Origin of the sequence: Pseudomonas sp. LS-2 (genome assembly GCF_003605735.1) — a bacterium.
Lineage (GTDB): Bacteria > Pseudomonadota > Gammaproteobacteria > Pseudomonadales > Pseudomonadaceae > Aquipseudomonas.
On sequence record NZ_QXTJ01000011.1, the window covers coordinates 1 to 21,205 of the forward strand.

15 protein-coding genes and 2 pseudogenes are annotated in these 21,205 nt (G+C 57.4%); 2 read left to right on the plus strand and 15 right to left on the minus strand.

From position 1 onward, the window contains the following. Positions 1-104: 104 nt before the first annotated feature. Positions 105-362, minus strand: a pseudogene (locus D3M70_RS06975) (metal-sensing transcriptional repressor); the annotation flags it as partial. Positions 363-869: 507 nt separating this feature from the next. Here D3M70_RS06975 and D3M70_RS32270 point away from each other — a divergent pair. After that, positions 870-1,865 carry a helix-turn-helix domain-containing protein gene (locus D3M70_RS32270; protein WP_016968906.1) on the plus strand — a complete coding sequence of 332 codons (996 nt, stop codon included), beginning with the start codon at positions 870-872 and terminating at the stop codon, positions 1,863-1,865. Positions 1,866-1,876: 11 nt separating this feature from the next. Next, positions 1,877-2,866, plus strand: coding sequence for an AraC family transcriptional regulator (locus D3M70_RS06990; protein WP_079384156.1), 990 nt, complete (start codon positions 1,877-1,879; stop codon positions 2,864-2,866). Between the two features lie 153 nt (positions 2,867-3,019). Here the strand turns inward: D3M70_RS06990 and gshA are convergent, their stop codons facing one another. The 14 genes and pseudogenes from gshA to D3M70_RS07060 form a co-directional block, all read right to left on the minus strand. Next, on the minus strand, positions 3,020-4,606 hold the full coding sequence (gene gshA, locus D3M70_RS06995; RefSeq protein WP_016968907.1) for a glutamate--cysteine ligase: 1,587 nt from the start codon (positions 4,604-4,606) through the stop codon (positions 3,020-3,022). Then, complete coding sequence (locus tag D3M70_RS07000; protein WP_016968908.1) at positions 4,603-5,376, minus strand: ZIP family metal transporter; 774 nt, start codon at positions 5,374-5,376, stop codon at positions 4,603-4,605. The genes gshA and D3M70_RS07000 overlap by 4 nt, the downstream gene beginning before the upstream one ends. A 435-nt stretch (positions 5,377-5,811) precedes the next feature. Then, positions 5,812-6,453, minus strand: a complete 642-nt coding sequence (locus D3M70_RS07005; RefSeq protein WP_016968909.1) for a response regulator transcription factor — start codon at positions 6,451-6,453, stop codon at positions 5,812-5,814. A gap of 28 nt (positions 6,454-6,481) precedes the next feature. Continuing rightward, positions 6,482-7,828 (minus strand): cache domain-containing protein, encoded by a 1,347-nt coding sequence (locus D3M70_RS07010; protein WP_016968910.1) that lies wholly within the window; start codon positions 7,826-7,828, stop codon positions 6,482-6,484. 108 nt (positions 7,829-7,936) lie between these two features. Next, positions 7,937-8,140 carry a YbdD/YjiX family protein gene (locus tag D3M70_RS07015; RefSeq protein WP_026000005.1) on the minus strand — a complete coding sequence of 68 codons (204 nt, stop codon included), beginning with the start codon at positions 8,138-8,140 and terminating at the stop codon, positions 7,937-7,939. Between the two features lie 13 nt (positions 8,141-8,153). Continuing rightward, the gene (locus tag D3M70_RS07020) at positions 8,154-10,211 is read right to left on the minus strand and encodes a carbon starvation CstA family protein (RefSeq protein ID WP_016979606.1); all 2,058 of its coding nucleotides are present in this window, start codon (positions 10,209-10,211) and stop codon (positions 8,154-8,156) included. Positions 10,212-10,507: 296 nt separating this feature from the next. Next, positions 10,508-11,410: a LysR family transcriptional regulator gene (locus tag D3M70_RS34070; RefSeq protein ID WP_016973498.1), complete on the minus strand. Its 903-nt coding sequence runs from the start codon at positions 11,408-11,410 to the stop codon at positions 10,508-10,510. A gap of 254 nt (positions 11,411-11,664) precedes the next feature. Then, complete coding sequence (locus D3M70_RS07030; protein WP_016973497.1) at positions 11,665-14,316, minus strand: excinuclease ABC subunit UvrA; 2,652 nt, start codon at positions 14,314-14,316, stop codon at positions 11,665-11,667. Positions 14,317-14,375: 59 nt separating this feature from the next. Continuing rightward, positions 14,376-15,686, minus strand: a complete 1,311-nt coding sequence (locus tag D3M70_RS07035; RefSeq protein WP_016973496.1) for a replication-associated recombination protein A — start codon at positions 15,684-15,686, stop codon at positions 14,376-14,378. Positions 15,687-15,820: 134 nt separating this feature from the next. Continuing rightward, entirely contained in the window at positions 15,821-17,158 is a 1,338-nt protein-coding gene (locus tag D3M70_RS07040; RefSeq protein ID WP_016973495.1) for a DUF3422 family protein, read from the minus strand. A 430-nt stretch (positions 17,159-17,588) separates the two neighbouring features. Further along, positions 17,589-17,864 (minus strand): formaldehyde-responsive transcriptional repressor FrmR, encoded by a 276-nt coding sequence (gene frmR, locus D3M70_RS07045; RefSeq protein WP_016973494.1) that lies wholly within the window; start codon positions 17,862-17,864, stop codon positions 17,589-17,591. A gap of 429 nt (positions 17,865-18,293) precedes the next feature. Continuing rightward, entirely contained in the window at positions 18,294-19,595 is a 1,302-nt protein-coding gene (locus D3M70_RS07050; protein ID WP_042858625.1) for an NAD(P)/FAD-dependent oxidoreductase, read from the minus strand. A 19-nt stretch (positions 19,596-19,614) separates the two neighbouring features. Beyond that, the gene (fghA, locus tag D3M70_RS07055; protein WP_016974634.1) at positions 19,615-20,448 is read right to left on the minus strand and encodes an S-formylglutathione hydrolase; all 834 of its coding nucleotides are present in this window, start codon (positions 20,446-20,448) and stop codon (positions 19,615-19,617) included. Between the two features lie 505 nt (positions 20,449-20,953). Continuing rightward, a pseudogene (locus D3M70_RS07060) lies at positions 20,954-21,205 on the minus strand (VOC family protein); the annotation flags it as partial.

The following is a 21,205-nucleotide window of genomic DNA, read 5'->3' on the forward strand; positions in this document are numbered from 1 at the left end:
ATTTCCAGCGGTTTACCTGGCCCAAAGGCCACTGCTGCACGTGATTTCATGATGTCACTTCCTTTTTTGAGTTGGTCTCCGTCACCAAAACCACCTGGAATTGGTTACCGGAGATACGACCGAACGATGGAGATGGTTTCGTTAATAGACTGTTGCTGCGAGTCGCTCCTCGCCCCTCTGTCAGGAAACTCCTCCCGTAGATGGCTCTCCAGAACGGCCGCCATCAGGCCGTTGATTGCACCGCGCACTGCTGCCAGCTGCTGCAGAACCGCGACACATGTCGGATCAGCCTCCAGGTCGTGCTCTAGAGCCGTGACCTGCTCGCTAATACCTCTAGCGTGACCGAGAGCTTTCTCCTTCTCTTAGGAGCGCTGGGGGTGTTGCCATCCTCCCTTCCCGCTGATGTGATAATACTATACCCCCCTACAGTATCAAGCAGCAAGCTAAAAATTTATTTCCGCTGCTTGCTTCCCTGTGCGGATACCTTTGCCCGCCCGCTTCAAGACAAGGTGACCCCGCAATCGAGCATCCTTTTCCGCTTTCTTCGTGTGCTTCAAATTCCCAAAATGCCTGCCCTGAAGGCCTTGGCGGTCATCACCTATCGCCAACGTTTTGGCGTTCGTCAGTGTGGACGGAACCTCGGAAATGAGATTACAAAATCTGCTACGGATTGACTGAATGCACGAAAAGGCCATCCAGATGGCTCCCTATCAGGCAAATAAGTGTGACGAATGAGAGTTGGATCCTATCTATCCTGAGAGCCAGGTTTCCCTTTTTGCTCGGCTCAACTATATTTATTCAGTTAAGACCTCGTTGTGTCTCTAACCGCTACAGCCTCTGAACCCTTCCAAGAATTAGGGAAACGTGATATGGCGACAGTAATTAGAGATCCGATGGATTTGCTGACCTCGATAGATATGGTTAACACCGGCGGATCAGCATACAAGGACAGTGACAAACGCGTTCTCGCAAGCTGGCCAGCGGACGCGAACGCCCCCCAACTTTCAACCGGCGGCGCCGGCCACACTACTTTCGCCCGCTGGTACAGACCAGCAGAGAGCGATATTTATGAGTTTTCACCGTCCGGAGTGATGCCAGATCACCGAGCGCTTATTCCAATTAGGCCGTGTAATTCTGAGTTTCGTATCGGTGGCAGGAGAGTTTTTAACAAATATATGTCTCCCGGAGACGTCGCTTTAAGCGGCCCTATCTACGCCACACGCAATTGTATTCACAAGGGAGAGCTCGATATGTTTCTTATCAGCTTACCTCCCACATTGCTTTCTGAGGCGGCAGAGACACTAGATGGAAGGGGCTTGTCAACTGACATCATTCTATTTGACGCCCATACCACACAGGATGCCATTTCCAACAACCTTCTCATGGCATGTTTTTTTGCAACTCAAGACTACTCCCCTGCAAACTCGCTTCAACTAGAGAGTCTTGGCTTGGCTTTAGCTATACATCTTGTTGGACAATACAGGAATCGTGAGCGCAAAAGCTCTTTCCCAAAGCAGTCTCCGCTAGCAACTTGGCGACTTAATCGTGTCACAGACTACATCGAGTCAAATCTCAACAAGAGCTTATGCTTAAGCGAACTCAGTGCCATTGCAGGACTCAGTCGCATGCACTTTGCGGCGCAATTTAAGATTGCGACTGGCCTCTCGCCCCACTACTACGTCATGAAGCGGCGAGTTATTGCCGCTCAATCCCTACTATTATCAGGAACTCTCACTGTCCAACAGATTGCTATCGCACTAGGCTTCAGTAGCGCCTCCCATCTTATAAGGCATTTCCGGCAGATCATTGGCGTTCCTCCTGGCCGCTGGCGAGAAGAAATGGCTCGAACAAAGCCACGCTGCTGAACGGAGGATAAATGATGAAGACCTACTCAACCCTGAATGGTCAAGCTCAATGGGCACCCGAACAGCAGGAGTCTTCGGAGAAATCATACATACCCACACCCATGGATGCGCTCCCCTCCTCCGAGACCATCTGGCGCCGGCCTCCCCCTCCCCATAAACTCCCCAGCGGCAATGACGCGCTCATCCGACTCTCCTGCTGGAAAAATTTAAGCTCTGATCCAACGATCGAAGTCCTCTCGGACACAGATGATGACTTTCACGTCGTTACACTGGTGACACGCAGAACACAAGCAGAGTTGTTTATAGACGAAAACAGCGCCTGGAAAGGAGGTATGCCTGGGCAATTATTAGTAACAGGGCCAAAAAGAGGCGCTTGGCGCAAAGTAATAAAACCGCCCTATGAGCATCTGAGAGTGTATCTTCCTCAGCAGCTTATCTCAGAATGTTTTGAAGCAGTTACAGGACATGAAGCTCCACCAGTAATTTCTCTGTGCAATGCCACTTCACTCAGTGATCATGGCGTTTCACACATCCTAGCAGCCCTATTACATGCCCAAAATCGACACGGCGGCAGCAATCCATGCTTAATCGAAACTCTCGGCTTGGCATTGGGTTCACGCCTAGTAGCGTGCCTACATAACCAAAGCCGGCCTAACGACAATGAAACAAAATTTAGATCCGAAAAACTCAGACTTCAAAAAACGCTGGAATACATTAATGAAAACCTAAACAACCACATAACCCTTACTCAACTGAGCAGTATATTTGGTGCAAGCCGATGCCGCTTTACAGTCACATTTAAGCAGCACACAGGCTACACACCACATGCTTACGTTGTGCAACAAAAAATTCTGCGCGCCAAGGAAATCCTTAAGAACACCAAAAGGCCAATTCTTGAAATAGCTTTAGACCTCGGATTCAATAGCCAACCTCATTTCACGAGTTCTTTCCGCAAAGAAGTCGGTCTTACGCCTGCACGCTGGAGACTTGAAAACTTATGAAAAGCCTTTCGGACAGAAAACCATAAGTTATGGCCACTTATTTTTTATCCGTACATGCTGAAAATGTTTATAACTCCTCGCCCGAGAGGGTTTCACTTCCTCTTGACCAAGAACACCACAGTTACTATTACGAATTCGAACTTAATAGTTACCCTAAGACCGGGCTAGGTAGGCATCCATGAATTGATGGAAGTCTTCTTGGTCTAAGGTTTCTAGACGCACTTGCTCCGTTATAGATTCGCTTGCCAGATTCTCAAAGACTTGTTGCTGCTCGGCGGCAAGCGGCATTTCGCGGAAGGCCTTGGCGTGCAGCCTGCTCTGGCGCAGGGAGAACTGGACGAAGCTCTCATTGTGCTCGCTCATGCTCGCCAGCACCTGGGCCGATGGGGTAAGGGAAGCATCATCGACCTTCGCCTGTTGCGCGGCCAGCGCATGCATATGTTCCTCACCGCCCCTAGCGCGGTCGAGCAAAACAGCCAATTGACCTATATGCCTAATCAGCTCGCTTGCCCAGGCCTTCAGGCCGATCGACTGACCATCAAGACACAGCTCCAAACCCGGACGGCGTCCCTCCTTGGCCACTGCAAGGAAGTTGCTGTCGTACTGGTCGCACTCACCGCTGTCAAACTGCGGGCTGTCTTCCAGGGCGCAAAACAGCAGGAACGCGTCGAGGAAGCGCGATTCGGTGAGGTCGATGCCCAATGGCATGAACGGGTTGATGTCCAGACAGCGCACTTCGACGTACTGCACGCCACGGGATGTCAGTGCCTCGATCGGTCGCTCGCCGACGTAAGCGACACGCTTGGGGCGGATGCTCGAATAGTATTCGTTTTCGATCTGCAAAACATTGCTGTTCAGCTGCAACCACTCACCCCGCTTGGTCGTCCCCTTCTGTTCGTACAATGGATAAACCGTATCGAGTGCCTTTCGTATCCCTTCGATGTAGCTGTCGAGACTGTTAAGGCTGGGGGCTAGTCTAGCTTGGGCATTACTCTGATAACCGAGGTCACTCATGCGCAGGCTGGTGGCATAGGGCAGGTAGAGCGTCTCAGCATCGAGCTCCTCGAGCTGGTGCGCTCGCCCACGCAGGAAACCTTTTTCTAGGGCCGGGGAGGCGCCGAATAGATACATCAGCAACCAGCTGTACCGGCGGAAGTTGCGGATTAGTGCGAAGTAAGCCGCAGACTGGTAGTCGCGATCACTCTGCTCACCACTCTCGGTTTCGCGCAGCAGCGGCCACAGCGCCTCGGCCAGGGAGAAGTTGTAATGGATGCCAGCAATGCACTGCATAGTGCGACCGTAGCGCAAGGCCAGTCCCTTGCGGTAGACATGCTTGAACTTGCCGACGTTCGAGGTGCCGTACTCTGCGATCGGGATGTCCTCCTCAGCTGGCAGTATGCAGGGCATCGATGGGCTCCACAGGTACTCGCCATCGAGTTTGGTGTAGACAAAACGATGGACCTGCTCGAGGCTTTCTAGCACTTTTGCCGGGTCGGCCAGGGCCGGGGTGATGAACTCTAGCAGCGACTCGGAATAGTCGGTGGTGATCTGTTCGTTGGTCAGCGCAGAACCCAATGCCGCGGGGTGCGGAGTCTGGGCCAGATGACCACCACCGGTCACGCGCAGGCACTCGCGCTCCACTCCGCGCAGAGATTGACTGAGCAAAGAAAGATTCTGTTCGACCAGTTGCAAGCGACGTAGATAAGACGTGCTTGCAGGAACGCGTTGATTACTGATCAATGTGCATGCCCCACGTGAGAAAACTCGCTGACCAATGCCACCAAGCCAATACCTAACAACAGCCATATGACCTGAAGCGAGGTATCTCCGGTAGTGCGGCGCTGGCGCAGCTGAGGAATCAAGTCCGACAGAGCCACGTAAATGAAGCTGCTACCCGCCAACGTGAGAAGCATAGGTTGCCAATCCCATAACTGGTCCAGCAACGTATATCCGGCAATACCGCCTATAGCGGTCATGGCACCCGCTATGGAGACTTTGCGCACTGCCGCGCTTCGAGGGCTGCCCTGCCTAAGGACTACAAGATCCCCCATGTGATGGGGAACCTCATGCACCAGCACGGAAACGGCGGCGATAAAACCCAGGCGCATATCTGCAACGAAAGCTGAAGCGATCAGCACGCCATCGCCAAAACAATGGATACCATCGCCGACCAATAGCGTCCACCCGGTATTGTGATGATCTTGTTCGTGGTGCGAGTGCTCATGACCGTGATGCCAAAGCTGGGCCTTGCTCAAGAAGAAGAAGAACACCAATCCCACCAACAACGTCAGGAACAGATCGTGGGATTCAGCACCGCTTTCGAAGGCTTCGGGCAACAAATGCAGGAGCGCTGTCGCCAGTAAGGCGCCTGCAGCTAGGCTCAGCAACCCCTGCTGCATATGGCCATCGTTGCGGCGAATCACCTGGGCGCGCACGACCAACTGATCAGCCACCCATACGCTACCAATACCTGCCATCAAAGTGACAAGGACTATGACTATCAATGACATGGACTCAGCACCTGAACAGGAAACAATTCGGTCTTCGACTAGTGACGGAGCACCTAGGTGGCCCGGAGCCTCACCGGACGAAAGCGCTCAACGCACCGCACAGATACTATAGGGGTGTATAGTATTTTTCAAGTCCATCGACACGTGAGAGCTGCTAATCCAGTGTCTGTACTCTGGCCTTTACTAAGCCGCGCAGACTGATCAGGCATAAAGCAGCGATACCTTAGCTAGGTAATGAATTCGCTGCCCAATGAGCTCCGCTTGGTCAGTACACCTGCAACAAGGGCACATGACGACCTCCTGATCGCTATTCAATAGTCTTGGCTATCGCCCAGCCTGACGGCTCAATTCCACCTTGTTCATGACGTAGAAGACGAGATCGCTGCCCCGGCATCGGCACTGAAACCTTGCCTCAGCCCCCCAATGGTCAAACTTTCAAGCTTTACCTAATGAAACTAAACCTTGCTCAAGGGCATACTTCATGAGCGCCACCGGCGTGTCGATGTTGAGCTTGCGGCGGATGCTCAAGCGGTAGGTCTCGACCGTGCGCACACTGATGTCCAGCTCACGTGCCATTTCCTTGTTATTGCGTCCTTTCGCGATCATTACCAGCACCTGCAGCTCCCGGGGCGTTAGGTCGTTTTCGTCACGGCTGCCGCCAACCAGCTTGCGAGTGATCTCAGAGCTATAGAAGCGCCCACCCGCGGCGATGGTCTCAATGGCCGCGACCAGTTCGGCAGACGGCGCGTTCTTGAGCACATAACCCGATGCGCCTGCGCTGATGGAAGTGCGCACATACTCCTGGTGGTCGTACATGCTCAACATGAGAATCCTGATGTCTGGATATAGGCTGCGAAGTCGCTGGGTGAGCTCCAGCCCGTTCATGCCCTGCAGGCCCACGTCGACCAGCAGAATGTCCAGCTCGGTGCTAGCCACCAGCTCGAGTGCCTGCTCCCCCGACTCGGCCTGACCGATTACGTCAAAATGCGCAATGGCGCCGAGCAGCGCCTTGACGCCGTCACGCACAAGGACGTGATCATCGACCAGGGCGATTCTGATTGGCTTGGATGTATTCATGGAATCCTCGGGATTCGAATGGAAACGCTCATGCGTTGACGATCGGTATCTGCACTTGCAGTTCGGTGCGCCCGTGGACCGACGCGAGGGTGACGCTGCCCAGGTGATGATCGGCGCGCTCGCGTATGTTGCGCAGGCCGATGCCGTGGCTGTCGTCCGCGGCATTGGTATCGAACCCTACGCCGTTGTCTTCGACCCGCAGTACGATCATGCCTTGCTGCGCGGTAATCGAGACGATAGCCGTCGTCGCCTTTGCGTGACGCTCCACGTTCGCCAAGGCTTCTTGGATGATACGGAATAGCGTCAGTGAGACCTCCGGCCCCACGTCGGTAGCTGCCATGCCGCACTCGTACTGGGTGCGGATTGACGTGCGTTGCTCGAATTCCCGTACTTGTTGGTCGATAGCCGCCGACAGGCCTAAAGTATCCAGCAATGAGGGCCGCAGATCATGGGAGATCCGGCGTATCTCGCCGATGGCGGCCCCCAGCCGCGTAGTGCCCTTGCGCAGGTTTTCCAACCCCCCTTCTCCACCGCGGGCCAACTCCATGGCCGCCAGCTCGTACTGGAATTTTATCGACACCAGCTCCTGACTGATGCCGTCGTGCAGCTCCCGCGATACTCGCGAGCGCTCTTCTTCCTGCAGATTGACGATGCGCTGGTTTAGCAAGGTCAGCTTGCGGTCAGCCAAGCGATGCTCGCTGACATTAAGCATCAGACCGCCGGCGAAGATCACCAGTACCGCGACCAGCGAGAACGAGGCGATCGCCAACACCGTGGTCAGCACACCTGAGGCCACTTCCTGGCGTGATTTGAGGGTCGCCACCTCTACATCGTCAATGTAGATACCCGTACCGAGCATCCAACCCCAGCGATCGAGCATCACCACGTATGCCAGCTTACCGGTGATCTGTCCGGTGGATGGTTTCTGCCAGTCGTACAACTGATAGCCGTCCCCTTCCCTGGCGCTATTGAGCAGCGCCTTTATGACCGGTAGGCCGTTCTTGTCGGTCATCGTGATCAGTTCCTTGCCGACCAGCTCAGCCTGACGGGGATGCATTAGGTTCTTGCCGTGCTGGTCATAGACGAAGAAGTACCCGTCGCGGCCGAAATTGGCCTGGGACAAGATGGCTAGGGCGCGATTGCGCGTCGCCTCGTCATCCACGCCACCGTCGTACAGCGGTGCGATCAGGCTCATCGCCAGGCTTAGGTAGTTTCTCAGCTCTGCCTTCTTCGCCGTCATGATGCTGCTTTCCACAAGACGCGCCTGTTCCTCTTCCAGCTTGCGACTTTGGGCGAACACCAGGACGCAGATGAACAGCACTGAGAGGATCAGCGGCAGCACACTGAGGGTGACGATCTTGTGCTTGAGTTGCATGGTTTTTTCCGAAGCGAGGAGGAGCTGGCGACGCCACTATGCGGGTTGCCAGCCCTGGAACGCGAGAGCGCCACGATGAACGTGGCGCTCGCTTGCATCAGTGGCCGCTCAGCAGCAACGAACGGGGCGTCCGCTGCCTCCGCCGTAGCGCGCTTCTTGCCGTTCACGGAAGAACACCTCGTAGGACATCACCGGCTTATCCGGATGCTTTCCCTGCATGTGCTCCACGTAGGCATCGTAGTCCGGCATGCCAACCAGCATCCGCGCAGCTTGACCGAGGTATTTACCCATCTTGCTCAAGTCATTGAACATACTGTCGGGCTCCTCAGGCATCGGGCAAGGGCTGGAACGGCGACTCCTTGTCAGTGCGTTCGGGCATGATCCAAGCGCGACGGGCAACCTTGATTGCGAACCAGAGGATGCTCAGAACCACCAGCAGGAACAGCACGGTAAGAGTCGCATTGGTGTAAGCGTTGAACACCACGTGCTGCATCTGCGCCAAATCCTTCGCTGGGGCCAGCACTTGGCCGGCAGCGGCAGCGGTGCTGTACTTGTTGGCCAGGGCCAGGAAGCCCATCGCAGGATTCGGGTCGAGCAGCTTGATCAGCCCGGCCGTGGTGGTGCAGATCAGCAGCCATACCGCCGGCACCAAGGTAACCCAGACATAGCGCTGGCGTTTCATGCGGATCAGCACTACGCATCCGAGCATCAGCGCGATGCCCGCCAGCATCTGGTTGGAGATGCCGAAGAGCGGCCACAGGGTATTGATACCGCCCAGCGGGTCGATCACGCCTTGGTACAGCAGCCAGCCCCACATGGCCACGCAACCAGCGGTAGCAGTTAGGTTAGCGGTCCAGGAGTCGGTCTTCTTCAATGACGGCACGAAGTTGCCCAATAGATCCTGCAGCATGAAGCGCCCAGCTCGGGTACCGGCATCGACCGCTGTGAGGATGAACAGTGCCTCGAACAGAATGGCGAAGTGATACCAAAATGCCATGGTATTCTCGCCCGGCAGTGCCTTGTGGAGGATCTGCGCGATACCTACTGCCAAGGTCGGTGCGCCACCGGCGCGGGCCAGGATGGTGTGTTCGCCAATATCCTTGGCAGTCTGCTGCAGCACTTCAGGGGTGATGGTGAAGCCCCAGCTGCTGACGGTAGTCGCGACACTGGTAACGTCCGCGCCGACCAGGGCCGCCGGGCTGTTCATGGCGAAGTAAACGCCTGGCTCGATCACCGAAGCGGCGACAATGGCCATGATAGCCACGAAGGACTCCATAAGCATCGCGCCATAGCCGATGTAGCGCGCGTGGCCTTCATTGGCCAGCAGCTTCGGCGTGGTTCCAGAACTGATCAGCGCATGGAAGCCTGACACCGCGCCGCAGGCGACAGTGATGAATAGGAACGGGAACAGCGCGCCCTTCCATACCGGGCCCGTGCCATCGATGAAGTGAGTGACGGCCGGCATCTTCAGATCGGGAGCGATGAACAGGATGCCGATAGCCAAAGCGACGATGGTGCCGATTTTGAGGAAGGTTGACAGGTAGTCGCGTGGCGCCAGGATCAGCCACACCGGTAGCACGGCTGCAACGAAGCCGTAACCGATCAGCATCCAAGTGATCTGCACGCCGGTGAAGGTGAATGCCGGCCCCAAGAAGGGATCGGCGGAAACAATTCCGCCGACCCAGATGGAGGCGAGCAACAGCACCACACCAATCACCGAGATCTCGCCGATGTGGCCCGGGCGGATATAACGCATGTAGATGCCCATGAATACCGCAATCGGCAACGTGGCCATCACCGTGAACATGCCCCAGGGGCTTTCCGCCAAGGCCTTGACCACGATCAGCGAGAGCACCGCAAGGATGATGATCATGATCAGGAAGGCACCGAACAATGCGATGGTGCCCGGGATTGGGCCCATTTCCTCGCGCACCAACTCGCCCAGAGAGCGACCGTTGCGGCGGGTGGAGATGAACAGGACCATGAAGTCCTGTACCGCACCGGCTAGCACCACGCCGGCGATCAGCCAGAGCGTGCCAGGGAGGTAGCCCATCTGTGCGGCAAGCACCGGGCCCACGAGTGGACCTGCACCGGCGATGGCGGCGAAGTGGTGGCCGAAGAGGATGTGCTTGTTGGTAGGGATGTAGTCCAGGCCGTCGTTGTTGAGCACGGCGGGCGTGGCGCGCGTGGCGTCCAGCTGCATCACTTTGTTGGCGATGAACAGGCTATAGTAACGGTAGGCGATCAGATAGACAGCAACGGCTGCAGTCACAATCCAGAGGGCGCTGATGGCTTCGCCCCTGCGCAATGCCAGAGTGCCTAGAGCAAATGCACCCAGCAAGGCGACGGCGAACCAGGCAATTCGGGTAGCCAGTGTGGTCATTGAAAGTTCTCCTGCCGCGGGTATAGCCCGGCGGCGGTTCTTGTTTTTGTGTGGGTCCAGATAGGGACGGTGACACTCTGGCCGCCCTAGATCGGCAAGAACATTCGCATTAATACGAGGCCACACTCCGTAGTACTACGTAGCTAGGAACACAGCAGCGCTCCCATCACTTCTCCGCAATGAGCTGACATATAACGTCAGCGACAGGGCGTCACTGACTTCTAGATCGAAGCGAACCTTCTAACAAAGCCATTGTAAAAGCAATAGCAATATCGCTGGACAAACAGTCGTCGAAATTAGAGACGTCGATTCAGACTTTCGACCAGCATTTCGAAAACCACATCAACTCTTGGGCAGTTATCGGTCCGCTGAGGGTGACACACGTAGATCGGCCAACTCGCGCGCTCTAGCTCCGGTAGTACTTCTATCAACTCACGATTTGCTAGGTATGGCAAACACGTCATGCCCTGAATATAGCTAATCACATGCCCTGCCCGGGTAGCTTCCAATTGACTATATAAATCGTCAGTGGTTAGGTAGGGCTGCGCGGGAAAGAACTGGCGGCCTTGGTGAATATACCAGGGACAAGCTCTGCCTGTAGCGGGGTCCGTTACTGTACTAAGAGGGAAATTCTGTTGTAGGTCCTCGATATTCTTAGGCATGCCAATGCGGTCGATAAGCGAAGGGGCGGCTACGATCCGATTGCGCGTAACGCCAGCCTTACGCACGATCCATCTGTTATCGGATGGCAGGTCCAAGGTGATTAATATATCAACCCCCTGACCGTCGAAATCATCCAACGCACCCAGCTTTACATTCCACTTCAGAATGACACTCGGGTAACTCCGAAGACCATCGAGTATGTCTCCTAAGATGAGTCGCATGCATGGAGAGTCAGGTACAGACACACGCACTAAACCGCTCACCAGATCCTGTCTCACCTGACAACGATTCTGAAATAGCCGCTCGCTATCTTTTATGAGCTGCCTGGCTTGGGGCAGCAATTGCTCTCCGAAACCACTTAATCTGACCTGCCTAGTAGTACGATAAAAAAGTACCTCTCCAAACTCTCTCTCCAAGGCTCCGATTGTACGCGTGACCACTTGAGGGGATAGATTAAGTCGATTTGCCGCATCACGGAACTGCAAGACCTCTGCGACGACACAGAAGATTTTCAGGGCTTCTAGGCGATTAAGCATGATTTCCGACTCTAGAATTAAGGGGGCATTGATGATGAATTTCCATCCCCCCCTTCGAAGCCAGCTCCTCACGCGAGGAGCTGAGTTAAACTATTTGGCTGGTCAATTCAATAACCAGAAGCACGCCCCCAATAGCACATGGGTTCTACTAGAACCCTGTACTAAATGATCAAGTGGATCAGTCACAGCAAAACCTTAGCCATGCCGTGCGATGATCAAGGCCCCTACGAGCCCAATGCCATATTGAAAGCACTCTACTTGGTTCGCTTGAGCTGCTCAGCAAGGAATGGTGCGGTTCGACTGCCTGACGTCCTTGCCACTAATCTAGGAGTGTCGGACGCAACGATGTGCCCACCCTCCTCACCCGCACCAGGCCCTATGTCTATCACCCAATCGGCCTGAGCTACAGCACGCATGTCGTGCTCAATCATCACCACGGTATTACCGGCATCGACTAGGCGTTGCAGTTGCACAAGCAAACGGTCAGCGTCAGAAGCGTGCAGACCAGTGGTAGGCTCGTCGAGCACGTACAGGCTACGGCCTCGCTGGCTTCGCTGCAGCTCCGTGGCTAGCTTGATGCGCTGTGCTTCGCCACCCGATAGTTCGGTGGCGGGCTGGCCCAGGCGCAGATAGCCCAGCCCGATTTCCTGCAGCAGTTGCAGCGGCCGCGCGATGGCGTCTTCGCTGGCGAAGAAGTCACAGGCTTCTTCCACCGTCATCTGCAATACTTCGGCGATGTTGCGCCCGTTCCAGCGTACCTTGAGCGTGGCCTCGTTGTAGCGGGCGCCATGGCAGGTCGGACAGGGGGCGTAGACACTGGGCATGAACAGCAGCTCGACGCTGACGAAACCCTCCCCTTCGCACGTATCACAACGCCCCTTCGCCACGTTGAAAGAAAATCGGCCAGCGTCATAACGATGCCGGCGCGCGTCCGGCGTGGCGGCGAAAAGCTTGCGTACGTGATCGAATAAACCGGTATAGGTGGCCAAGTTTGAACGTGGCGTGCGGCCAATCGGCTTCTGGTCGACCTGGACCAGGCGCTGGACGACATCCACATCACCGGCGAGATGACCTCCTGTAGCCTCGATAACAGCAGGACCTTCGCTGTTAGCATTTTCAGCTGCATCATCTTCGGGCTCGTGCCCTAGGTGCAGTAGCAACAGCTCTGGCAGGGCCTGCGCGACCAGACTGGACTTACCCGAACCGGAGATACCGGTAACCGCCGTCAGCACACCCAGCGGGATACGTGCATCCACGCCGTGCAGGTTGTGCCGCCGGATGCCTAGCAGCTCCAGCCACCCGGTCGGTTCGCGCTCGTGGCTAGCCGGTGCGGGGATTTCGTCGAACAAGTACCGCGCAGTTCGCGACTCCGCAATCTCGCGCAATCCTTCTGGCACACCACTGTAGAGCACGCGCCCACCCCGCTCCCCCGCATCTGGTCCTACATCCACCAGCCATTGCGCGCGGCGCATCAAGTCCAGGTCGTGCTCAACCACGAAGAGCGAGTTACCAGCATCGCGCAGTTTATCCAGCGAGTCGTACAGTGCATGGCTGTCAGAGGGGTGCAGACCTGCAGAAGGTTCATCGAGCACATACACCACGCCAAACAGCATGGAGCTCAGTTGCGTGGCCAAGCGCAAGCGCTGCAACTCGCCAGCCGACAGCGTCGGCGTGGCCCGATCCAGCGTGAGGTAGCCCAGGCCCAATCCGCGCAGTTGGCGCAGACGCGCCATTACCCCACCGGCCAGGCGCTGCGCGGCGAGACGCTTCTCCTCCGACAGCGCCGACGTACGGCGCACGTCAGGCGATACCGCATGGACCGCACGACCACTTGCGGCCCGTTCGGCTCGATCACGGCGTGTCGCTTCGCGGTCGGTACCCTCGCCAGCCGTGTGGGCGCGGAAGTCGCCTTGGGCAATGGGCTCGAGCAGCGCCGCTAAGCGGTCTAGGGGCATTTGCATGAACTCGCCAATGTCCACCCCGGCAAAGGTCACCGACAGCGCCTCGGCCTTGAGTCGCTTGCCGTGGCAGGCCGGGCACAGCTTGCCTTCCATGTAGCGCGACACGCGCTTTCTCATCAACGCGCTCTGGGTGTTGGCAAAGGTGTGCAGCACGTAACGTCGGGCGCCCGTGAAGGTGCCCATATAGCTGGGTTCGAGTTTACGCTTGAGCGCCTGTTGAGTCTCGGCAGGCGTGAAACCCGCGTAGACCGGCACCGTGGGCGTCTCTTCCGTGAACAGGATCCATTCACGGTCCTTTTTCGGCAAATCCTTCCAGGGACGGTCGACGTCGTAGCCCAGGGTGACCAGGATGTCGCGTAGGTTCTGGCCGTGCCAGGCCGGTGGCCAGGCGGCGATGGCCCGTTCACGGATGCTCAGTGACGGATCAGGCACCATGGTCGCCTCCGTCACCTCGTACACATGGCCCAGACCATGACAGGCCGGGCATGCGCCTTGCGGGGTGTTTGGCGAGAAATCCTCGGCGTACAACATCGGCTGGTTGGCCGGATAAGCGCCGGCGCGCGAGTACATCATGCGCACAAGACTAGACAGTGTGGTCACGCTCCCCACCGAAGAACGCGCATTGCTCGCCCCTCGTTGCTGCTGCAACGCGACAGCAGGCGGCAGGCCGTCGATCGCATCTACGTCAGGTACACCCGCCTGGTCGATCAACCGCCGGGCATACGGGGCTACCGATTCGAAGTAGCGCCGCTGTGCCTCAGCATAGATGGTGCCGAAGGCCAGCGAAGACTTGCCAGAGCCGGAGACACCGGAAAACACCACCAGCGCATTGCGCGGAATAGCGACATCCACGTCCTTGAGATTGTTCTCCCGCGCACCGCGCACTTCCACTTGGCCGCTGGCCGCAGCAGTGCACGAGGATTCACCGTATGAAGGATTTGGCATAGCTTACTGTCCTACAGTTCGTGGATGGCTGAGCGCTGAAAGTCCGGGCAACATCCGGCTCAATCTGGCGATGCCGAATCATCGAGCGAGTGCAGCCAGGCAAGCTTTTCTCCCAGCTTGCGCTCGCGCCCGCGGTCCGTGGGTTGGTACCAGCCCGGTCGCATCACCCCTTCTGGAAAATAGGTCTGCCCCGCGGCGTAGGCGTTGGGTTCATGGTGCGCATAGCGGTAACCTTCGCGATAGCCCATCTGGCTCATGAGCTTGGTCGGCGCATTGCGCAGGTGCAACGGCACAGGCATCGAGCCGGTGCTCTTAACGAAGGCCTTGGCCTGGTCCCAGGCGGCGTAGGCCGCATTCGACTTGGGCGCCAAGGCAAGGTAGGTCACCGCCTGGGCAAGAGGGATTTCGCCCTCGGGAGAGCCCAGCCTTTCATAGGCTTGTGCGGCGTTGAGTGCCAGTTGCAACGCCTGGGGGTCAGCATTGCCGATGTCTTCGCTGGCCATCACCACCATGCGCCGAATCACCTGGGTGACGTCCCCACTGCCATCGAGGATCCGTGCCAGCCAATACAGCGCCGCATCCGGATCGGAGCCACGCAATGACTTATGAAAGGCGGATAACTGCCAATAGAACTCGTCGCCTCCCTTGTCGAAGCGGCGCAACGATGGGCTCGTCGACAACCTGGCGAACTCACCGTCGACCGTTGTCTTGCTCGCGCCGGACGCTGCAGCGGCTACCTGCTCGAGCAGGTTCAGGAAGCGCCGGCCATCGCCATCAGCGAAGCCTTTGAGCAAGTCCAGTGCTTCCGCGTCCAGGGCAACCCCGGCCAGATGCGGCAACGCGCGCTCATACAGTTGCTGCAGTTCATCGTGGGACAGCGGTTCGAGGGTGTAGACCTGCGCCCGCGAAAGCAGCGCCGAGTTGACCGCTAACCCTGGGTGTTCGGTGGTACCGCCTACCAGTGTCAGCAGCCCGGACTCGACATGCGGCAACAGTGCGTCTTGCTGCGCCTTGTTGAATCGATGAATCTCATCGACGAACAGCACCGTCGAACGACCATGCCCATCCAGCTCGGCCTGAGCATCGTCAATGGCCTGGCGGATGTCCTTCACCCCGGCTAGCACAGCGGAAATGGCGATGAACTGACTATCGGTGACACTGGCGGCCAGGCGTCCCAGCGTGGTTTTGCCCACACCGGGTGGCCCCCAGAGGATAAACGAGTGCAGTTTGCCTGCCTCGAACGCCAGGCGCAGTGGTTTGCCGGCCCCCAACAGATGCTGCTGCCCGACGAACTCTTCCAGGGACCTGGGGCGCAAACGCTCAGCCAAGGGCGGCTCAGGCTTTGTCGTAAACAGATCGACCAAGATCATCTCCCAGCATGGCTGATAGTTGAAGGCGCCACAAAGCAGGATCGGCGTCTGCGTGATTAGGCGAGGCTTCGCAAAGAATAGTTGCTGGAACCTGAATCAAGCCCCGGAGCACTCCCTGGACCAAGCCGACCGCATCAGGAAGATTTCTCTTCCCCTGCATGGTCACCATGGGCATGCCTGATTCGCCGAACCGTCCACCAGATCGCCAAAATGACCACGGGTACCAGCCCAGCGATCACCAGCTCAGGAGCAACCTTGTCATGAACTCCTGGGATACCTTTGAGCAGATACGCCAGCAGGCTAACGACGTAATAGGAAATAGCCGCCACCGACAAGCCTTCAACGGTTTGTTGAAGGCGCAGTTGCAACTTGGCGCGATTGTTCATCGACTCCAGAAGGTCCCGGTTCTGACGCTCAAGCTCAACGTCGATCCAAGACCGTAGCAATGCAATGGCGCGCGTCAGCTTGTCGGAAAGCTTGGTCTGGCGTTCCTTGACCGACTGGCAGGTGCGCATCGCTGGCGCAATGCGCCTATGCAGGAAATCGCGCCACGTGCAGTAGCCCGCTACTGACTCCTCCGCCAACGCATCCAACCGCTCTTCGACGATCTCGTAGTACGCCCGACTCGCGCCGAAACGATAAAGGTTCGCTGCCACACCGGCCTCCAGCTCCGCCCCGAGGCTGGTAAGCTCAGCCAGCAGAACATCGTTGTCACGACGCGCGCCCTTGCCGGTGCGCATTTCGTCAGTGATGGCCGCGAGTTGCGATTCCATGCGCCGCAGATCCACGGTCAAAGAGCGTGTCAGCGGGAGCGCCAGGAGTGCTAAAGTGCGGTAGGTCTCGATTTCCAGCAGGCGCTGGGCGAGCGCTCCTGCGCGAGCCTGAGTCAAGTCACGGTCAAGAATGAGGATGTTCGTCAAACCATCCGCGTCCTGCCGAAAGTCGGTCACAATAGCGGCTGCGCCGTTCTCCACCACCGAATAGCACAGGCTAACAGGGTCAAAACGTTCAATCTCCTGTTCAGCCGCCTCGGTCCAAGGCAATACATTCAGGCGAATACCTGAGATTACCGGACCTGGTGGAACGAACCCTCGCTTGAAGGGATTCTCTCCACAAGGTGCTCCCGTCTCGGGATCAAGCACAGCACTCCACAGATAGGTCGAGAACTCGGTGTGCTTCTCGCAGTGCAAGTCACCTTCGTCCCAAGTCAAGCCGTGAAGCGGCGTCGTATTGTCGGGTTCCGCAACACCCAAGCGTTGAGACAGTTCGGTCATCGCCGCCTGATCTTTAGCTGAGTCACCTTCGGTGATGAAGGCAAGCTGCAATAAACCTCGTGGGGCCTGGATAAGCAAATGCGGCCGCGCATGAACTTCGTTCACAGCTGCAGCTCGATCAGCCAAGGCCTGCATACCGTACACAGTTGTTTGGAAGGCGGGGTTAGGGGCCATATCGAGTTGGGGCGGCTGTTTCATAGCGACCTCATTTTTCGTTGAAATTAAAGGTATCACGTGTCGTGGTAGAAGACTTTTGGCGTATCCCACACGTGGCCAGCGTCCTTGTGAAGAAGGTAGCCGGCTAGCACATGACAGGATAGACACGGAACAGGTTAACTCGCGCCATTAGCACTCAGCTTGCATCAAGTGCGATGCCTGAGATCATCACAATTCGGCTATCGGTGAGACTTTCGCGATATATCTCATGGGTGACAGGGGCGCAAAATCGAATTTACTCTTCGTTGCGCCTAGCCATTCCGGACCAATTCCCCAGCGAAAACACCTCATCCTTGCGGCGATTCAAGTGCGATTCTGGCTCGTTGTAAGCGCCCTACCAGCGGGGATGGCCACGCATGTGCAGCTTCAAGGCTAAGATTTACGCTCCCCTGCAAACGCAGGACCATAAAAATTAGCGAAGGTAGGACCTGACAATGGAGATCGTGTCATCAATCGACTGCTTCTGCGAATCACTTCTAGCATCGGTGTGCGGAAACTCCTCCCGTAGATAACTCTCCAGGATTGCGGCCATTAAGCCATTCACGGCTCCGCGCACAGCCGCTAGCTGCTGAAGAATCGCAGCACACTCAGCACCATCATCTAGTGCTTGCTCAAGAGCTCCTACCTGGCCTTTGATGCGTCGCACACGGGTCAGCGCTTGCTTTTTCTCACGGGGATTATGGGGCATCGAACACCTTCAAGGGTTGGACGCATGCATCATACTATACTACCGGGCAGTATGAAAGCTTGCGCATGATTGAAAACCGTCGCTCACATTGCGCTCGAAGCACACCATCCGAATCCGAAGCTGCCCGCGCTGAAAACGACATATTAAAAGCTGAAGGGCAGAAAACACACGCCCGTGAGTCGCTCAAACTAATCGCCGCGCCTCACTTCGTGAGAAAAATCCATGCAGCTGGCGCCTCGCTTCTGGCAGAGCACTTCCATGCTCTCACCGTAAAATTCCCAGTCTGTTTCCTAAGAGCCTCCACTTAACGGAGACTCACTCAGCAGCGACAAAATCCATCTAGTGCAGGCGCTAGCCTGCACTGAGACGATCTCGTCCATGCTGCACGGACTGACAATCTTCCCTGACTATCAATCCACCGCTGCAGCCTTACTTGGGTTCCAGCTCGGCGGGCCCACGCTTGGCCTGCGGTGTCGACCGCATGATCAGACGTGAACCGCGATAACCGACACTGTGGTTCCAGACCCAACTCAGCGCGACACTCAAGCGATTGCGCACGCCAATTAGGAAATAGATGTGCGCCAGCTTCCAGATCCACCAAGCGAGTGCCCCACGCAGCTTCAGACGCCCCATGTCGATCACCGCCAGGCTACGACCGATGGTGGCGAGGTTACCCTGGTGCTTGTACTTGAACGGCTCATCCACACTTTTGCCTTTCAGCCGCTTCTTGATCAGATTGGCAACGTACTGGCCTTGCTGCTTGGCCGCCGGCGCGATACCTGGCACGTACTTGCCATCCGGCATCGCCGATGCCGCCGTGTCGCCAATCACGAAAATCTCGGGATGCCCCGGCACGCTCATGTCCGGCCTGACCAGCACTCGACCGGCACGATCCGCCTCGGCATTCAGCCAACGAGCGGCGGGTGACGCTTGCACCCCGGCCGCCCAGACAATGGTCTTAGCTGGAAGCGGCTTGCCCGCAACGATGACACCGTCAGCCGAGCAGTCGGTGACCGGAGCGCCCAAAGCCACTTCAACGCCAAGCTTTTCCAGTGCGCGTCGAGTGTAGTCCGAGAGCTTCTCAGGGAACACCGGCAGCAGACGCGGCCCCGCCTCGATCAGCACCACCCGGGTAGCCCGCGGATCAATGGAACGGAAGTCATGGGCCAACGTGTCTTTCGCCAGCTCAGCGATCGTGCCCGCCAGTTCGACACCCGTGGGACCGCCGCCGATGATCACGAAGGTCTGCAGTGCGGCACGCTCCGCTGGATTATTGGAGCGTTCGGCCTCCTCGAACGCGGAGAGAATCCGTCCGCGAATCGTGGCGGCGTCCTCCAGGGTCTTCAGACCGGGCGCATGGGGCTCCCATTCATCATGACCAAAGTAGGCGTGCGTTGCCCCCGTCGCCAGGACCAGCGTGTCGTAACCGACGGTCGAACCGTTGTCGAGCAGGACTTGTCGCGAGCCGACATCCACGCCCTGCACCTCCGCCATAAGCGTCTGCACATTCTGACGGTTGCGGAACAGGTAGCGAATCGGCCAGGCAATTTCGGAGGTCGACAGCGACGCCCCGGCCACCTGGTACAGCAGGGGCTGGAACAGGTGATAGTTGCGGCGGTCGATGATCGTTACGTCCACGTCGGCGCCGGAGAATCCGTTGACAACGTCCAGCCCGCCGAAACCCGCGCCAACGACGACGACATGGTGCCGTTTGTCAGAGGTCTTTTTCATCTTCAGGGTCTCCCAGTGTTCAGCGATTCAACGCAGCCGCATGGTGGGCCATGTGTCCGCCCAGGTAGCTCGAAATAAAGTAGTAGCTATGGTCATGCCCGGGCCGCAGGTTGAGGGTCAGCGGATGCCCTGCCTGTTCACAGGCGGCGCGCAGCAATTCCGGCCGCAGCTGGTTCTCGAGAAACTCATCGCCCAGCCCTTGATCGACCAGCAACGGCAAGCGCTCTTGCGCAGTACGGATCAGTTCAACCGTGTCATAGCGCTTCCAGGCATCCTGGTTGTGCTCGCCCAGGTAAGCCGCCAGAGCCTTCTGCCCCCAGGGCACTTGCGTGGGGGCGACGATCGGCGAGAATGCCGACACACTCGCATAACGACCTGGGTTGCGCAGTGCAATGACCAGGGCACCGTGTCCACCCATGGAGTGCCCGCTGATGCTGCGCTTGGACGACGCAGGGAAGTTAGCCTCGATCAGTGCCGGCAGTTCATCGACCACATAGGAATACATCTGGAAGTGATCGCTCCAGGGCAGCTCCGTGGCGTTCACATAGAAACCCGCCCCTTGGCCGAGGTCGTAGGCCGCGTCGTCGGCGACGTTCTCCCCGCGCGGGCTGGTATCGGGGGCAACGACTATGATCCCGTGCCGCGCGGCATAACGTTGTACCGCCGCCTTGGTGATGAAGTTTTGCTCCGTGCAGGTCAGCCCCGAGAGCCAGTAAAGCACCGGGCGCTCTTCATGCTCGGCCTGAGGAGGAAGATAAATTCCGAACTTCATCGTGCAACCGAGCACGGTCGACTCATGCTGATAGACGTCCTGCCAACCCTCGAAGCTGGCGTGATGTTCAATGCGTTCCATGGATACTCTCCTTAACTCAACGAGGTAATGGCCAGGTGCCAATTAACACGCTGTGTCGTCCTCCGATTCTGGAGAGGTACAGGCGTGCGTTGCTTTGACTACCATCAACCAGGTGTCCAGCGTTGCCGCTGGCATGAGGATCGCTACTACAAACTCAGGCGCTACTGCACCGCGAAGGCCAGATGTCGTCTTAGATGTACAAGCAATAAAATGTGCAACCCAGTGCGCCACTGCTGCGATAAGCCCGGCAGCTGACTTGGCCCACTGACCCGCTTTGAATTCGGTGTTATCTGCATCACGCACTTTGTGCGTGTGCACTGCCCTGCATCGATCATCGAGGCCGGACTGCAATGCTTTTGGAGCACATGTCAGCTGACGTGGTCTCCGAGTGCCGTGGCCGCGTGGCATGAGTAGGCATGCCAGGCACGGTCACGGCCAGGGCGGAAGGTGCGGTCGTTCTAACCGGAGCAGGCTCCGTTCACAACGACCTCACGACTCCTTGGTTTCAGACAAAGGTGTAGGCACACACTTTGTTACCAGCTGGGTCACGCAGGTAGGCCGCGTAGGCACCCGGCAGGTGGCCACGTGGACCTGGCTGACCTTCATCGCTACCGCCAGCGGCGAGGCCGGCAGCGTGGAACGCATCCACTTCAGCGGTGGTGGCGGCAGCGAAACCGACAGTTACGCCATTGCTGGTAGGTGCAGCACCATTGCCTGGACGGGCGATGATGAACGCTGGCTTGTCACGGCCGTACAG